Annotated in this window: 14 protein-coding genes; 11 read left to right on the plus strand and 3 right to left on the minus strand. The window is 66.4% G+C overall.

The genetic code is table 11. The features are described 5' to 3' along the window. Positions 1-44: 44 nt before the first annotated feature. The 5 genes from QP140_RS04120 to rfbB all read left to right on the plus strand — a co-directional run bounded on the left by QP140_RS04120 (position 45) and on the right by rfbB (position 5,711). Positions 45-725 (plus strand): TlpA family protein disulfide reductase, encoded by a 681-nt coding sequence (locus QP140_RS04120; protein WP_284758341.1) that lies wholly within the window; start codon positions 45-47, stop codon positions 723-725. Then, positions 726-1,550: a cytochrome c biogenesis CcdA family protein gene (locus QP140_RS04125; protein ID WP_012359501.1), complete on the plus strand. Its 825-nt coding sequence runs from the start codon at positions 726-728 to the stop codon at positions 1,548-1,550. Between the two features lie 45 nt (positions 1,551-1,595). Beyond that, on the plus strand, positions 1,596-3,311 hold the full coding sequence (locus QP140_RS04130; RefSeq protein WP_284758344.1) for a cytochrome c biogenesis protein ResB: 1,716 nt from the start codon (positions 1,596-1,598) through the stop codon (positions 3,309-3,311). Positions 3,312-3,450: 139 nt separating this feature from the next. Then, positions 3,451-4,566 carry a c-type cytochrome biogenesis protein CcsB gene (ccsB, locus tag QP140_RS04135; RefSeq protein WP_070758568.1) on the plus strand — a complete coding sequence of 372 codons (1,116 nt, stop codon included), beginning with the start codon at positions 3,451-3,453 and terminating at the stop codon, positions 4,564-4,566. Between the two features lie 41 nt (positions 4,567-4,607). Further along, positions 4,608-5,711 (plus strand): dTDP-glucose 4,6-dehydratase, encoded by a 1,104-nt coding sequence (rfbB, locus tag QP140_RS04140; protein ID WP_284758346.1) that lies wholly within the window; start codon positions 4,608-4,610, stop codon positions 5,709-5,711. Positions 5,712-5,758: 47 nt separating this feature from the next. Here rfbB and QP140_RS04145 read toward each other — a convergent pair whose 3' ends face one another. After that, complete coding sequence (locus QP140_RS04145; protein WP_284758348.1) at positions 5,759-7,138, minus strand: MFS transporter; 1,380 nt, start codon at positions 7,136-7,138, stop codon at positions 5,759-5,761. Positions 7,139-7,180: 42 nt separating this feature from the next. On the opposite strand from QP140_RS04145, the gene rfbC reads away from it, so the two are divergent. From rfbC to QP140_RS04160, 3 genes are read left to right on the plus strand one after another with little or no spacing between them, the layout of a single operon-like run. Next, positions 7,181-7,885, plus strand: a complete 705-nt coding sequence (gene rfbC / locus QP140_RS04150; protein ID WP_284758350.1) for a dTDP-4-dehydrorhamnose 3,5-epimerase — start codon at positions 7,181-7,183, stop codon at positions 7,883-7,885. Between the two features lie 6 nt (positions 7,886-7,891). Continuing rightward, on the plus strand, positions 7,892-8,770 hold the full coding sequence (gene rfbA / locus QP140_RS04155) for a glucose-1-phosphate thymidylyltransferase RfbA (RefSeq protein WP_148791758.1): 879 nt from the start codon (positions 7,892-7,894) through the stop codon (positions 8,768-8,770). 10 nt (positions 8,771-8,780) lie between these two features. Continuing rightward, positions 8,781-9,959, plus strand: coding sequence for a phosphotransferase family protein (locus QP140_RS04160; protein ID WP_284758352.1), 1,179 nt, complete (start codon positions 8,781-8,783; stop codon positions 9,957-9,959). 11 nt (positions 9,960-9,970) lie between these two features. Here QP140_RS04160 and QP140_RS04165 read toward each other — a convergent pair whose 3' ends face one another. Next, positions 9,971-10,282: a hypothetical protein gene (locus QP140_RS04165; protein ID WP_284758355.1), complete on the minus strand. Its 312-nt coding sequence runs from the start codon at positions 10,280-10,282 to the stop codon at positions 9,971-9,973. 178 nt (positions 10,283-10,460) lie between these two features. On the opposite strand from QP140_RS04165, the gene QP140_RS04170 reads away from it, so the two are divergent. Beyond that, positions 10,461-10,829 carry a DUF4229 domain-containing protein gene (locus QP140_RS04170; protein WP_083317941.1) on the plus strand — a complete coding sequence of 123 codons (369 nt, stop codon included), beginning with the start codon at positions 10,461-10,463 and terminating at the stop codon, positions 10,827-10,829. A gap of 99 nt (positions 10,830-10,928) precedes the next feature. On the opposite strand, the gene QP140_RS04175 is transcribed toward QP140_RS04170, so the two are convergent. After that, positions 10,929-11,810, minus strand: a complete 882-nt coding sequence (locus tag QP140_RS04175) for a 1,4-dihydroxy-2-naphthoate polyprenyltransferase (protein WP_284758358.1) — start codon at positions 11,808-11,810, stop codon at positions 10,929-10,931. 250 nt (positions 11,811-12,060) lie between these two features. Between QP140_RS04175 and QP140_RS04180 the strand changes: the two genes are divergently transcribed. Both QP140_RS04180 and QP140_RS04185 read left to right on the plus strand, forming a co-directional pair. Next, positions 12,061-12,723 carry an excalibur calcium-binding domain-containing protein gene (locus tag QP140_RS04180; protein WP_284758360.1) on the plus strand — a complete coding sequence of 221 codons (663 nt, stop codon included), beginning with the start codon at positions 12,061-12,063 and terminating at the stop codon, positions 12,721-12,723. Positions 12,724-12,834: 111 nt separating this feature from the next. Then, on the plus strand, positions 12,835-14,823 hold the full coding sequence (locus QP140_RS04185; RefSeq protein WP_284758362.1) for an FAD/NAD(P)-binding protein: 1,989 nt from the start codon (positions 12,835-12,837) through the stop codon (positions 14,821-14,823). Positions 14,824-14,889: the final 66 nt, after the last annotated feature.

A 14,889-nucleotide genomic window follows, 5' to 3' on the forward strand; every position in this document is an offset into this window, starting at 1 on the left:
GGTCGCAACCCGAGCGAATAGCAGCAGAAAGGTAGGTAGGCCCCATGTCGCGACGAGGCGCCCATCTGAGGAGCACCCGTCCCAATCTCCGCTCGCGCAGCCGCGCCGCACTGGCCGCGCTGCTCACCGCCGCCATCTCCCTCGGCGGGCTCACCGCCTGCGGGGAGGGCGCGACCGGCGACGATGCCGTCGCGGTCGGTGGCACCTTCGAGTTCGTCTCCCCAGGCGGGCAGACCTCCATCAGCTACCCGCAGGAGGAGCGCAAGGAAGTCGCCAACCTCACCGGCGAGTCCCTGATGGAGGAAGGCGAGCAGATCAACCTGGAAGACTACGCCGGCAAAGCCGTCGTCCTGAACACCTGGGGACAGTGGTGCGGGCCGTGCCGCTCCGAGGCGGATGACCTGGAGCGCGTCCACGAGAAGCTGGAAAAGCGCGGCGACGGCACCGTCCTGGGCATCAACGTCCGCGACCCGTCGCGGGAGAAGCCGAAGAACTTCGTGCGCACCTACGGCATCACCTACCCCTCCATCTACGACCCACCGTTCAAGTCCGCGCTGCGGCTGGGCGGTATCCCGGCGTCCGTCATCCCGACGACGATCGTGCTGGATAAGCAGCACCGTCCGGCCCACATCTTCCTCAAGGAAATCACCGACGATGAACTGTGGAAGGTTCTGGAGCCCATCCTCAACGAGGATGACGGAGCCGCAGCTGGGGAGGGAGCTTAAGTGCTGAGCCCGGAGCAGGCTGTGTTCACCCTGGCTGCGGGGGACATCGGCCAGCGTTTCGCGGATACGGTCTCCGCCGGTCCGCTGGTTCTCGCGCTGCTGGCGGCAGCGCTGGCAGGCCTGGTCTCCTTCGCATCGCCGTGCGTGATCCCGCTGGTGCCGGGCTATATCTCTTATCTCGCGGGCGTGGCCGGCGCGGATACCGAGTTCACCGAGCAGGGCACGAAGGTCGCGAATAAGAAGGGGCGAGTGGGCGCTGCGGCGCTGCTGTTCGTCGCCGGTTTCACAGTGATCTTCTTACTCGCCACGGTCACGGTCTTCGGCCTGATCAGCACCCTGATGATCAACCAGCAGCTGCTGATGCGCATCGGCGGCGCGGTGACGATCCTCATGGGCGTGGTCTTCATGGGCTTCATCACCCCGCTGCAGGCCGACACCCGGATGGCGCCGAAGCGCTGGACGACCCTGGCGGGAGCCCCGCTGCTCGGCGGGATCTTCGCCTTGGGTTGGACGCCCTGCCTGGGCCCCACGCTCGCGGCGATCATCTCCGTCTCCGCGGGAACCGAGGGCACGACCGCCGCGCGCGGGGTGCTGCTGATCATCGCCTACTGCATTGGCTTGGGTTTGCCGTTCATCCTGCTGGCCCTGGGCTCGCGCCGGGCGCTGGCAGGCGTTGGCTTCCTGCGCCGCCATTCCCGCAGCATCCAGGTAGCCGGCGGCATCCTCCTGGTGATTGTTGGAATTTTGCTGCTCACCGGGCAGTGGGCAATATTTGTGGAGTGGATCCGGGACGCGTTCATCAGTGATACAACGTTGCCGATCTAACGGGTGAGTAGAGCGTGTGCGAGAAGAACGTGAAAGGGCATTCTCATGACTGAGCACAAGGCCGGTACGAAGCCAGGCGGCGGGAAGAACCCCGCTCGGCTGATTCTGGCCCTGCCCAAGCGTGGGTGGCAGTGGCTGACCAAGATGAAGACGGCCCTGGTGCTGCTCTTCCTATTGGCTCTTGCTGCGATTCCCGGCGCCCTGCTGCCGCAGCGCTCGCTGAACCGGGACAAGGTGGCCGACTACATCGCCGCCAACGGTAAGACCGCCGAGGTCTTCGACAAGCTGGGCCTGTTCGATGTCTTCAGCTCCTCGTGGTTCATGGCGATCTACGTGCTGCTGTTCATCTCGCTCGTGGGCTGCATCCTGCCACGCAGCTGGGATCACTACCAGGCGCTGCGCTCCACCCCACCGCGGGCGCCGAAGGTGCTCACGCGGATGCCGAACCACATCTCCGGCACCGTGGACACCGACCCGGAGGCGATGAAGGAGCTGCTGCGCCGCGAGTTCAAGGGCTGGCACATCGCGGAAACCTCCGCTGAGGACGACCGCGCGGGTCGTTGGTCCATCTCCGCGGAGCGCGGTTACCTGCGTGAGTTCGCGAACCTCGTCTTCCACCTGGCCCTGGTGGGCATCCTCGTGGCCGTCGGCGTCGGCCGTCTCACCTACTACGAGGGTCAGGCGATCATCATCGCTGATACGGAGAACTCCGAGTTCTGTAACTCCGCGGTCGGTAACTTCGACTCCTTCCGCCACGGGCAGCTCTTCGACGGCACCGGCCTGCACCCGTTCTGCATCAACGTCAAGAACTTTAAAGCGGAGTATCTGCCCAACGGGCAGGCGGTGGACTTCGAATCGGACATTGATTACGCCGTCGGTGACGCTGCTTACGAGCCGCACGAGAAGTGGGAAAAGACCACCCTGAAGGTCAACCACCCGCTGCGCCTGGAGGGCGATCGCATCTACCTGCAGGGGCACGGCTACGCGCCGACCTTCACGATCAAGTGGCCGAACGGTGAGACGGTGACGGAAACCACGCAGTTCCGCCCGGACGACCTGATCAACTTCCTCTCCTCCGGCGCGATGCGCTGGGACCCGCCGGCGGACATGTTCGACACGGAGCTGGAGCGGCGCAATAACCAGGTCGCCATCCAGGGCCTATTCGCACCCACCGCGGAGTTCACCGGTGAGAAGGGTGCGCTGCTGACCTCCCGCTACCCGGCGATGACGGACCCGGCGGTGGCCATCGACGTCTACCGCGGCCAGACGGGCCTGGACGCCGGCACCGCGCAGTCCATCTTCTCCCTGCACCCGGAGCAGATGCACAACGGTCTGCTGGAGAAGCTGGACCGCGTGAACCTGCGCGTCGGCGAGAAGGTCACCCTGGACGACGGCACCGAGATCACCTTCGACGGCGCCAAGGAGTTCATCAACATCCAGATCGGCCACGATCCGAGCCTGTACTGGGTATTCATTTTCTCCATGCTGATGCTGGGATCCCTGGTGGTGTCTCTGGCGATTAAGCGCCGCCGCCTGTGGGTGCGCCTGGCGCCGCGGGAGGACGGCCAGCCGGGAACCGTGGTCGAGATCGCGGGTCTGGCGCGCACCGACTCCGCCGGTTGGGGTGCGGAATTCAGCCGCACCGCGGAGCGCATCCTGGGCCTCGAGGAGGAGGACCTGGACGATGAGCACAACGTTTCCAGTGGTAGCTGGGAAGAGGATTTCGGCGACGGGCTTGACGAGCAGCTCCGCGATCGCTAAATCGTTTTTGCTGGTCGCTGCCACTATCCGGCGCCGTTGGAGTGTTGGATTTCCCGCTAGGCAGGGATAATCTTAGATGTGCAAGAGATGCGCCTTAGTCGGCGTATGCCTTTAGTCCGTTGAGGAATCGAAATAATCCATGCAGATTAATCAAGATCTCGCGCTGTTTTCTGACCTGGCGTACAAGACCACGGTGGTGCTGTACCTGCTCGCCCTGGCGGTGTCCTTGTTCTACTACGGGCTGGTCCGCCTGGCGAACGACGCTCGCCGTGAGCGCGCCCGGGTGCTGAAGAACGAGGCGACGCCGCAGGAGGCGAAGCGTCGCCAGAAGGTGGCGGTGGGTGCTGGTGCACCCGGTGCGGCCACCACCGACGTCGCTGCCGATGAGGTCGGGGACGACGGCGCGGCAGACGTCTCCGGCATCGCGACCTCCTCTCTGGACGAGGAGAACCTGCCGGCGGGGCTGCGCGCCGAGACGATTCTGCAGCGCGTGAACCGCGCGGATACCTTCGGTGGGATTACCCAGGCGCTGGTGTGGCTGGCCATCGCCGTGCACGCCGCATTCCTGGTGCTGCGTGGCATGTCCGCGAACCGCTTCCCGTGGGGCAACCTCTTCGAGTACGTCGCGGTCGTCACCCTGTTCGCCATGGTGGCCGCAGCTGTGGTGATCAACCGCCGCTCGATGCGCGTGATGTGGCCGTGGGTGCTGACCCCGGTGACCCTGCTGCTGTTCTACGGTGGCACGAAGCTCTACGCGGAGACCGCCCCGGTCGTCCCGGCCCTGCAGTCCAACTGGTTCGTCATCCACGTCTCCACCGTCTCCATCGGTGGCGGCATCGGTCTGCTCTCCGGCATGGCTTCCCTGATGTACCTGCTGCGCCGCTGGCACCCGAAGGGGCAGGAAAAGGGCTTCTTCGGAGCCATCGCCTCCCCGCTGCCGGATGCCTCCAAGCTGGACGCCCTGGCCTACCGCAGTGCGATCTGGACCCTGCCGATCTTCGGCCTGGGCATCATCTTCGGCGCGATCTGGGCCGACGCCGCCTGGGGCCGCTTCTGGGGCTGGGACCCGAAGGAGACGGTCTCCTTCATCACCTGGATCCTCTACGCCGCCTACCTGCACGCCCGCGCAACCCCGGGCTGGCGTGGCACCAAGGCTGCCTGGATCAACGTCATTGCTTTCGCGACGATGGTCTTCAACCTCTTCTTCATCAACATGGTGGTCTCCGGCCTGCACTCCTACGCTGGCCTGAACTAAACCACCGCCTAGAAACCACGCTTGGAGTGTGACGCTTCCTCGTGACCGCTCAAACCGCTAACCAAGCGGCAGCGCCCCACCGCCGGTTGACCCACGTGCTGGTCACCGGCGGTGCCGGTTTTATTGGGGCGAACTTCGTCCACCGCACGCTGGCCACCCGCCCGGATGTGCACGTGCACGTCGTGGACGCGATGACCTATGCCGCCAACCCGCTGAACCTGTGCACCACGGACGGTACCCCGTTGGAGGATGCCTATCCGGGGCGTTTCCGATTCACGCAGCTGGACCTCGCGGACCGGGATGCGGTGCTCGCCCTGGTCGACGAGGTCGCCGCCGAGGTTCCGGACGCCGACGCGCTGGCCATCGTCCACTTCGCGGCGGAGTCGCACAACGATAATTCCCTGCTGGATCCGGCGCTGTTCGTGCGCAGCAACGTGGATGGGACGGTGCACCTCGCCGAGGCTGCGGTGCGTCACGGTGTCTACCTGCACCACGTCTCCACTGATGAGGTCTTCGGGGACCTGGCACTGGACGATCCGCAACGCTTCACCCCGACGACCCCGTACCAGCCCTCCTCGCCCTACTCGGCGTCCAAGGCGGCGGCTGACCACATGGTGCGCGCTTTCGTCCGCAGCCTGGGGCTGAAGGCCACGATCAGTAACTGCTCGAATAACTACGGTCCGCGCCAGCACCCGGAGAAGTTCATCCCGCGTCAGATCACCGGCCTGTTGCAGGGGCAGCGGCCGCGGCTGTATGGCAAGGGGGATAACGTCCGCGACTGGATCCACGTCGACGACCACAACGACGCGGTCTGGGCGATTATGGACCGCGGCGAGCTGGGGCAGACGTACCTCATCGGCGCGGACGGGGAGCGCAATAACCTGCAGGTCGTGCGGGACCTTTTGGCGGCCTTCGGCCGGGAGCCGGATGACTTCGACTGGGTGAGCGACCGCCCCGGGCACGACCGCCGCTATGCGATCGACCCGTCCTCGATGCAAGGCCTGGGCTGGCAGCCGCGGTATACCGACTTCGCCGCGGGCCTGGCGGCGACGATCGATTGGTACCGCGAGAACCAGCAGTGGTGGGAGGACACCCGCGCGGCGGCGGAACGCCGCTACGGGCAAACGGAAAAGCTGCTGGGATAGAAAAACCCCGCAAGCTCGTGGCTTGCGGGGCAGGTAGCCGGTGCGCTTTAGAGCTCGGCGTCCGCGAGGTTACGGGGTGTGCGCAGCAGCGCGATCACGGAGATCAGGCAGATCACCATCAGGTAGATGCCGACCGTCCAGATCATCCCGGTGCGGTTGAAGAGCATCTGGGAGATCATCGGTGCGAAGGCACCACCCAGGATGGAGCCCAGGGCATAGGCCACGGACACACCGGAGAAGCGCACTTCGCGGGGGAACATCTCCGCGTAGAGGGCAGACTGCGGGCCATAGGAGAGGGCCAGGCCCGGGATGAACAGCAGCATGCCGATGCCGAAGATCCACAGCGAGCCGGAGTCGATGAGGAACCACACCGGCACCGCGATCACGATGAGCATGCCGTAGCCCCAGAGGAAGGTCTGCACCCGGCCGATGCGGTCGGAAAGCCCGCCGGAGTACATCGTCAGCACGATCCACGCCAGGGCGGCGACGACCACCCAGAGGAACACGCTGACCTGATCGTGGCCCAGCTCCTTCGTGGCATAGGAGCCCATGAAGGCGATGATCATATAGCCGGAGGCGTTGTTACCGGAGAAGATCAGCGCCGCGCGGATCACGAGGCGCCAGTGGTCGCGCAGCAGCACACCCAACGGGGCGCTGGACTCAGCGGCACGCTCCCGCATTTCCTGGAACACCGGGGACTCGGCGACCTTGGCGCGCACGATGACGCCCACGATGACCAGCACGAAGCTCAGCAGGAATGGGATGCGCCAACCCCAGTCGAGGTAGGCTTCCTGCCCAATGATCGCGGTGATGGCCAGCAGCACCACGGTGGACAGTGCCAGGCCGGTGGGCACGCCGATCTGCGGATAGGAGCCGAAGTGCCCGCGGCGGCCCTTCGGTGCGTGCTCCACGGCGAGCAGAGCGGCCCCGCCCCACTCGCCGCCCGCGGACAGTCCCTGCAGGATGAGCAGGAAGACAAGCAGCAGGGGAGCGGCGATGCCGATGGCGGCGTAGGTCGGCAGCACGCCGATCAGTGTGGTGGCCATACCCATGAGGATCAGGGTGCCCGCGAGCACCTTCTTGCGCCCGATGCGATCGCCCAGGTGGCCCGCGATGGCGGCGCCGAGCGGGCGGAAGAGGAAGCTGATGCCCAGCGATGCCCAGGCGAAAACCTGCGCGAGGCTGGGGTTATCGCTGCTCGCGGGGGCGAAGAATTGCGTACCGAACACGAGGCCGGCGGCTTGAGCGTAGATGAAGAAGTCGTACCACTCGATGGTCGTGCCGACGAGGGTGGCGCCAAGAATGCGCCGGTCTTCTGAACGGTTGGGAGAATCCATGCGCTGAAAGTTAGCAAAGGCTAAACACTTCGGAGAGGTTATGGAAAAATTCGCGCGTGCGACAACCCGGGGGCGCTGCCTGGCGCGCACCGCACCGGCTGTCTGTCCGGGCTGGACGCTAAAGTATGGGCTATGAGTACCGCAGAGCTGCCTGTTGACTTGCGTCCCCTGGACTCGGCCACCGAGCCAGCCATCGTCGACCTTCCGATCGCCGGCGCCTGGCTCTTCGCCCCGCGGGTTTTCGGGGACGCTCGCGGCAGTTTCCACGAGGGCTTCCGCGCCGCCCAGTTCACCGAGCACCTGGGCTACCCCTTCGACGTCGCGCAGGCGAATGTCTCCCGCAGCAGCCGGGACGTGGTGCGGGGCATCCACCTGGCCGAGGTGCCACCGGGGCAGGCGAAGTTCGTCAGCTGCCTGGCCGGGGAGGTTGTGGACGTGCTGGTGGACCTGCGGGTCGGTTCCCCGACCTTCGGCAAGCACGTCAAGATCACCCTCAGCGAGGAGAATAACTACGCGGTGCACGTGCCGATCGGGGTGGGTCACGGCTTCGCCGCCCGCTCCGAGACCGCGGTGCTGAATTACCTGGTCACCGAGGCCTATAATCCGGATCGGGAGTTCGGGGTGGATCCCTTCGACCCGGAGTTGGGCATCGACTGGGGCGTGGAGCGTGCCGATGCGGTTCTTTCCGATAAGGACGCCGCCGCCCCGGCCCTCGCAGAGGTTCACGCGCGCCTGGCTGATTGGCAGGAGGCGCGCGGCTGGGAGCAGCAGCTGCGCCGGGAGTGGTCCGAGGCCCTCGACTTCGCCGATAGCTACGGCGAGCACGGGGAGGGCTAGGCAAGTATGCGCGGAATCATTCTGGCCGGTGGCACCGGCTCGCGGCTGTGGCCCATCACCTTCAGCGTGTCGAAGCAGCTGGTGCCGGTCTACGACAAGCCGATGATCTACTATCCGCTGTCCACTCTGATCCTGGCGGGGATCACCGAGATTCTGGTGATCACCACGGAACGCGACGAGCGGGCCTTCCAGGAACTGCTGGGGGACGGCAGCCGCTTCGGTGTGAGCATCGAGTACGCCACGCAGGAAGCCCCGCGCGGGCTGGCGGAGGCTTTCATCATCGGTGAGGATTTCATCGGCGACGAGCCGGTTGCGCTGGTGCTGGGCGACAATATCTTCTACGGCTCCGGCCTGGGCACCCAGCTGCGCCGTTTTAATGAGCCGGACGGCGGCGTGATCTTCGGCTACGCCGTCGCAGACCCCACCGCCTACGGGGTCGTGGATTTCGACGAGACCGGCAAGGCCATCTCCATCGAGGAGAAGCCCGCGAAGCCGCGCTCCCCATATGCGGTGCCGGGGCTGTACTTCTACGGCCCGGACGTGGTGGGGATCGCCAAGCAGCTTCAGCCCTCCGAGCGCGGTGAGCTGGAGATCACCGGCATCAACCAGGCCTACCTGGAGCAAGGCCGCCTGCACGTGGAAGTGCTGCCCCGCGGGACGGCCTGGCTGGACACCGGCACCATCGACGACCTCAACGGCGCCAGCGACTTCGTCGGCGCGATCGAGAAGCGGCAGGGCCTGAAGGTCGGCTGCCCGGAGGAGGTCGCGTGGCGCATGGGGCTGATCAGCGACGAGCAGTTGCGGGATAACGCCGACGCGCATGGGGCCAGCCCCTATGGTCAATACCTGAGGCAATTATGCGCCCAGGCGGAATGGGAAAAGTGAGGCAACGAGAGTGACAGAGCAGCAAGACGGCTTTTCTTCCGGGAACTTCCAGCCCATTGGCAAGCTGAGCGCGGAGGACATCCGCACCGGCAACATCGACAGGGCGGAGGTCGCGCACGACTACAGCCGTGAGGACCTGCGCCCGGAGACCCTGCCGATCTTCATCAAGCTGATCTGGCAGGACCTGGCCTGGGAGAACATCCTCCTGCCGAAGCAGGGCATGGACCACGCCGTCATCCTGCTGGAGGGGGTACGCAGCGACGAGGGAGAGTTCGCGGACATGGTCCCGAACCGCGTCATCGTCCGCGCACCCTACACCGAGGCCTACCGCCTGCAGGCCTCCCGGGAGTCCGGGGTGATCGCGGCGCTGGGGCACCGCTCCAACGCCCGCCTGCCGCAGACGGTGCGCCAGGCCCACGTGCCGCGCCGCTTCACTGGCAACCAGCGGCGTATCCGGGTGACTCTGCTCTCCGTCATCGACGGCACCCCGTTGGACGCGAACGTCTGGCAGCAGATGAACGCGGAGCAGCAGGAACTCGTCATCGAACAGCTGGGCAGCCTGCTGGCGGCGATGCACACGATGAACTCCAGCCTCCCGCCGGCCAGCAACCTGGAGAGCTGGTGGGCCGACGGCCCGGGGCAGAGTGACGCGACGGGCGTCCACGAGGTCGGCGGGGTGCCGATCAGCCCGACCACCGAGGGGGCGCAGCACGGGCTGAACTACACAGAGCGAACCCTGCCGGGCAAGCACGAGGTGATGCGCCACCGCATGGTCGAGGTGCTGAAACCCGAGCTCTCCGCGGCGGAGTACGCCCGCGCCGAAGGCATCATGGCCGAGGTGGACGACATGCTGGCCCGCACGGACCTGCGGCGCTGCCTGACCCACGGGGATCTTTCGCGGGAGCACCTGCTGTGGCTACCCGACCAGGGCGTGGGCGTGCTGGACTTTTCTGACATGACGGTGGGCGATCCGGCGCTGGACTACGCCCACTTCGAGACGATCGCGCCGGGGCTGACGAAGCGGATCTTCGACCACGCCGGGGTGGCCGCGGAGGACGTGGCAGATCCGCAGGTGGTCTTCGAGGATGAGGACCTGCTGGAGCGGGCGAAGCTCTACAAGCGCTGGGATAACCTCTTCCTGCTCATCGACCACTACCGCACGGGGCGCTCCCCGCGGGTGGAGATTTAACGCGGCCGGGCCTAGTCCTGGGCGGGCGGGTCCTGCTGGTCCTCGTCCCGCTGGCGGCGGAGGCGCTCCCGCTTCTCGCGCTCGGCCTCTTCCTCGGCCAGGCGTTCCTTCTCACGGCGCTTCTTGAAGCGTTCCTTCTCGATATTCCACAGGAAGTCCGGGTCGTCGTCCGGCCCCTTCGCCCGAGGCCGCTGCTCGAGCTGCTTATTCTGCCGGCGGCCCAGCTGGCCCACTGAGGAAGAATTGCCGCTGCCCGGCCCGAAGGCCTTCCACAACATCACGATCGTGATGATGACGAGGATCAGGATAATGAGGCGACCCAAGGGTGCGATGCTCCTTCAAGGCATAAAAATCGGCGTAGTTTCTCCCCTCGACTCTAGCCACCTCACGGGCTCGGTGGGTAGGAGAACAGCGGCGGGAATACGGTGGCGGGCCGGGGTGACGTCCTAAAACTAAAGCGCAATTGGTGCCCAGCGAAGCAGTGACCGTAGGCTGGACGGCGTGACTAATAAGCAGAATCCGCAAGACCCATCCCAGGTTGAACCAGCGCTGCCGGGGCCACCCGGGCAGAAGCCGAAGCTCGGCTCGAAGGCCTGGCGGGATGTTTTGCTATACGGATTCCTGCGGCTGGTGCTGTTCCTGGTGCTGACGTTCGTGATCCACTCGATCGTGATCCTGCTGGGGATGGCGAACTTCTTCCCGCTGCTGATGAGCGCGCTGCTGGCGCTCATCCTCGCGCTGCCGCTGTCCATGATGATGTTTAAGAATCTGCGGCTGCGGGTGACCGCGCAGATGGCGGAGTGGGATTCCGCGCGGCGCGAGCACAAGCGCCAGCTGCAGGAGCAGCTGCAGGACCGTCTGCACGACTAGAGCAGCGAGGATCAGCGGGGGTCAGCGGGGCGGACAGTGCGGCTGGAGCTGTGCAGGTGAGTGCGCAGCGGGGGAGCAGCGTCGGAGTGAACTAGATGGCTAGATAAACGCTGCGACCAGCATCATCACCGACCACAACAGCATGCCGCGGCCGGTGAGTCCCAGTACCGGGATCAGGCCCTTGCCCTGCGCGCCCTTGCGCACCGGCCCGGAGGCCAGCACCCACAGCGGCACTGCCAGCAGGCCCAGCAGGGCAGCGAGCTGACCGAGTGCCAGCGCGATGGTGAGCACCACGGAACCGCCGACCAGGCTCAGCCACAGCGCGCGGGTGCCCGCATCTCCCAGGCGCACGGCGAGGGTGATCTTGCCGGTGACCGAGTCGGTGGGGATGTCACGGAGGTTATTGGCCAGGTTCACGGACGAGGAGAGCGCGCCGATCGTCACAGCCAGGCCAAGCCCGCGCCAGGTGATCTGCCCGGACTGCGTGAACTCTGTGCCGAGCACTGCGACCAGGCCGAAGAAGATGAACACCGCGACCTCGCCCAGGCCCCGGTAGCCGTAGGGGTTCTTGCCGCCGGTGTAGAACCAGGCGCCCGCGATGCAGGCCGCGCCGACGAGGATCAGCCACCAGGCGCTCAGCAGGCTGAGTAGGATTCCGGCGACCCCGGCCACGCCGAAGCAGGCGAAGGCGGCGTACTTCACGAGCGTGGGCTCCACCAGCCCGGAGCCGGTGAGGCGTAGCGGGCCGGAGCGGTCGTCGTCGGTGCCGCGGATGCCGTCAGAGTAGTCGTTCGCGTAGTTCACGCCGATGATCAGCGCGAGCGCGACCACGAGGGCGAGTAGCGCCCGCGGGAAGGACGCCCCGCCGGTGGTCACCGCGGCTGCTGTTCCGGCCAGCACCGGGGCGATGGCGTTAGCCCAGGTGTGCGGGCGGGCGCCCTCGAGCCAATCGGCGGCGGTGGCGGTGTTGGTGGCAGACATACGCGGTGAAAAACCTTCCTTCGGGCAGGGGGGGCGGATGCAAACTGTTTACTCTACTCGCTTGGGCGCGGGGGCTATGTCGGGGCTGCTTCAGCACGCGGGACGGGCGCGTGACGCGGGGGGGGGAATCGGTGGTTATTTCGCCCTTTACGGTGGGAAAGGGGGTGACGGGGGTAGGTGAAAAGGCCCTCGGGGAGAGGTTTTCCACGGGTAAGTTGTGTCCCAAATACAAATGGGTGATTGTTATGCCATGAGAAAAACTGTCATTTCGCTGGCAGCGGCGCTTGCCGTGCTGACCGGCGGCCTCACCCCAGTCGCCCAGGCGGCTCCTGCTTCGCCTGCGGCTCTCATTCAAGCCAATGAAGACTCGGCGAACACTAACAACACCGAGGGCCAGTCCGGTCTGTTCGGCTCCTCCTCGAGCCAGGGCAACACCGACGACACCACCACCGGGTCCGGGGGATCCTCCTCCGAGGATGAGGAGAAGGAAGGGCTCTCCAAGGGCGCGATCGCGGGCATCGTCATCGGCAGCATCGCGGCCATCGCTGCGGTTATCGGCGGCGGCCTGTGGGCGATCCAGGCTGGCATGGTGCCCAACCCGCTGCCTGGCATCATCCCGGGCCCGGCACCGGCGCCGAAGCCTGCCCCAAAGCCGGCTGCGAAGCCAGCCGCTAAACAGGCCCCGAAGCAGGCGGCAAAGCCGAAGCCGGTACCACAGCGCGCTGCGCCAAAGCCAGCGCCGAAGCGAACTGCGCCGAAACCTGCGCCGCGTCCGGCACAGTCCCGCTACTACCAGAACTGCCGTGCAGTATGGAACGACTTGGGCCGCCCGATCCGCCGCGGCGAGGCGGGCTACGCTTCCCACCTTGACCGTGACAACGACGGCGTCGGCTGCGAGCGTCGCCCCCGTTAAAACTCTGTACTCCGTTTCCTCATAGCCCTGGCCCGTGTGGCCAGGGCTTTTATTATCTCGCTTAGTATGGCGCTGCCTCGCCGTGATCGGGATCATCCGTAGGGTGGGGCCATGAGCAGTATTGAGCGCAGGATCGCGATCATCGGGGCCGGGCCACGGGGGATTTCCGTGCTGGAGCGGATCGTGGCTACCTACCGGGAGCTGGCGGAGCAGGGTGCGGCACCCGAGCGCCTGGCCGTGGCCGTGGTGGACGACGTCCAGCCCGGTGCGGGACGCATCTGGCGCACTGACCAGAACTTCGACCTGTGCATGAACACGCTGGCCGACGCGGTGACCTTGTTCCCGGAGCCGGGCTCCAGCGTGGCATCCCCGGTTTTCGAAGGCCCGACCATGTACGAGTGGATCATGCTGCTTCGCGGCGAGGAGCTGGGGGAGCAGCGCGACCCGCGTGGGGCGAAGGCAGCGCTGTTTTCCCGCCACCCGGTCCAGCCCCTGGACCACCGGGCGCAGAACATCCAGCAGGCCGAACCGAATACGCACCCGCCGCGGGGCCTGTACGGCGAGTACCTGCGTTGGGTCTTCTCCGCGGTGCTGGGCATGGTACCCGAGGCCATCGAGGTGACGGTGCACCGCTCGAAGGCGGTGGGCATCGAAGCAGCGGCAGACGGCACGGACACCATCGAACTCGCGGACGGCACCCGCCTGCATGCGCACGCGACGGTGCTCGCCCTGGGCTGGTTGGACACGGATCTCGCCCCGGAGGAGCAGGAACTCGCGGCTGCCGCGGCCAAGCACGAGCAGCTGGAGTGGGTTGCGCCGAATAACCCGGCTGATCAGGACTTCTCTGCCATCCCCAGCTGGGAGGAGTCCGGCCAGGAGATCCTGATCCGGGGCTTGGGCATGGGATTTTTCGACGCCATGTCCATGCTCACGCTCGGCCGTGGCGGGGCCTTCATACCGGACGCCACCGCGCCAGCGGGATTGCGCTACCAACCTTCCGGGCGGGAACCGCAGATCCTGGCTATGGCGGGCCGTGGCTACCCGCATCAGCCCCGCCCGGAGTTCTCGGGAATGCCGCCGCGCGCGGAGCTGCGCCGCCTGGACGAGGCGATCGCCCAGCTCGATATTCCGCTGGACCCCAATAGCCTGGACTTCGGGGACACGCTGTGGCCAGCACTGCTGCGCGACGCACAAGATGCCTACTACCGGGTTCTGCTGGCGGCCGAACCTGACGTCCTGACGAAGGTCACCGAGGTCATCGACGACCCGGCCACCGACCCGCTGAACATGCACGAGGACACCCGCCTGGACGGGCTGGTGGACCCGGAAAAGCGATTCAACATCCCCTGGGAGAACGACCCGGTCGCTCGTCTTGAGGACAAGGCGGAGGCAGCGGGCGAGGAGCTGAGCATCGACTCCTTTACCCGGAGCCTGTTCGAACACCTCCTCGGCGACTGGCGGGAGGCGCAGCGCGGCGAGGAATCCCCGGTGAAGATGGGGCTATTCAGCTTCGGGGCGGCGATGAAGCGGATCGCCCTGGTCGACGAGCCGGGGCGGTTCACGCAGGCCTCCCGCGAGGAGGAATACGCGCTCTTCGGCAGCATCGCCCAGATGGTGAGCGTGGGCCCGCCGGCCTTCCGCACCGCCGAGCTGCTCGCGCTCATCGACGCCGGGATGGTGCGCTTCCTTGGCGCAAAACCGGAGCTCACCGTGGACGAGGAGGTCCCGGCGTTCCGGGTCATTTCCGCGACGACGGGGGAGGAGGTGTGCGCGCCTGTGCTGATCGAGGCGCTGATCCACGACCCGGATGTGCGGCACACGGCCTGCCCGCTGAGCAGGCAGTTGCTGGCACAGTCCCGGATGCGGGCTTGGGCCTGGGGCGATGGCTCCCTGTCTGGCGCCCCGGAGGTGGACCGGGAAACGGGCCTGCTTATTGGCCAGTCGGGTCAGCGCGATCCGAGGGTGCACATGCTGGGCGTGCCGCTGCGGGAGGTTCGGGCCGATATGACGAACTCACCGAAGGTGGGGGAGGACCCGGTGATCTTCCAGGAGACGGACGCCGCCGCACGTTCCGCACTGCGGATCGCAATGTCCCGCTAGGGCGCGGGGCGGATCCGCTGTGGCAGGTGGACGGGGCGCACGGAGGGGAGCACCAGCGTTCGCGAG

This window comes from Corynebacterium sp. UMB9976, assembly GCF_030212265.1.
Classification (GTDB): domain Bacteria; phylum Actinomycetota; class Actinomycetes; order Mycobacteriales; family Mycobacteriaceae; genus Corynebacterium.

Coding starts and splice junctions, on each gene's coding strand:
- QP140_RS04120 (WP_284758341.1), top strand. CDS start 45: ATGTCGCGACGAGGCGCCCATCTGAGGAGCACCCGTCCCAATCTCCGC.
- QP140_RS04130 (WP_284758344.1), top strand. CDS start 1,596: ATGACTGAGCACAAGGCCGGTACGAAGCCAGGCGGCGGGAAGAACCCC.
- ccsB (WP_070758568.1), top strand. CDS start 3,451: ATGCAGATTAATCAAGATCTCGCGCTGTTTTCTGACCTGGCGTACAAG.
- rfbC (WP_284758350.1), top strand. CDS start 7,181: ATGAGTACCGCAGAGCTGCCTGTTGACTTGCGTCCCCTGGACTCGGCC.
- rfbA (WP_148791758.1), top strand. CDS start 7,892: ATGCGCGGAATCATTCTGGCCGGTGGCACCGGCTCGCGGCTGTGGCCC.
- QP140_RS04175 (WP_284758358.1), bottom strand. CDS start 11,810: ATGTCTGCCACCAACACCGCCACCGCCGCCGATTGGCTCGAGGGCGCC.
- QP140_RS04180 (WP_284758360.1), top strand. CDS start 12,061: ATGAGAAAAACTGTCATTTCGCTGGCAGCGGCGCTTGCCGTGCTGACC.
- QP140_RS04185 (WP_284758362.1), top strand. CDS start 12,835: ATGAGCAGTATTGAGCGCAGGATCGCGATCATCGGGGCCGGGCCACGG.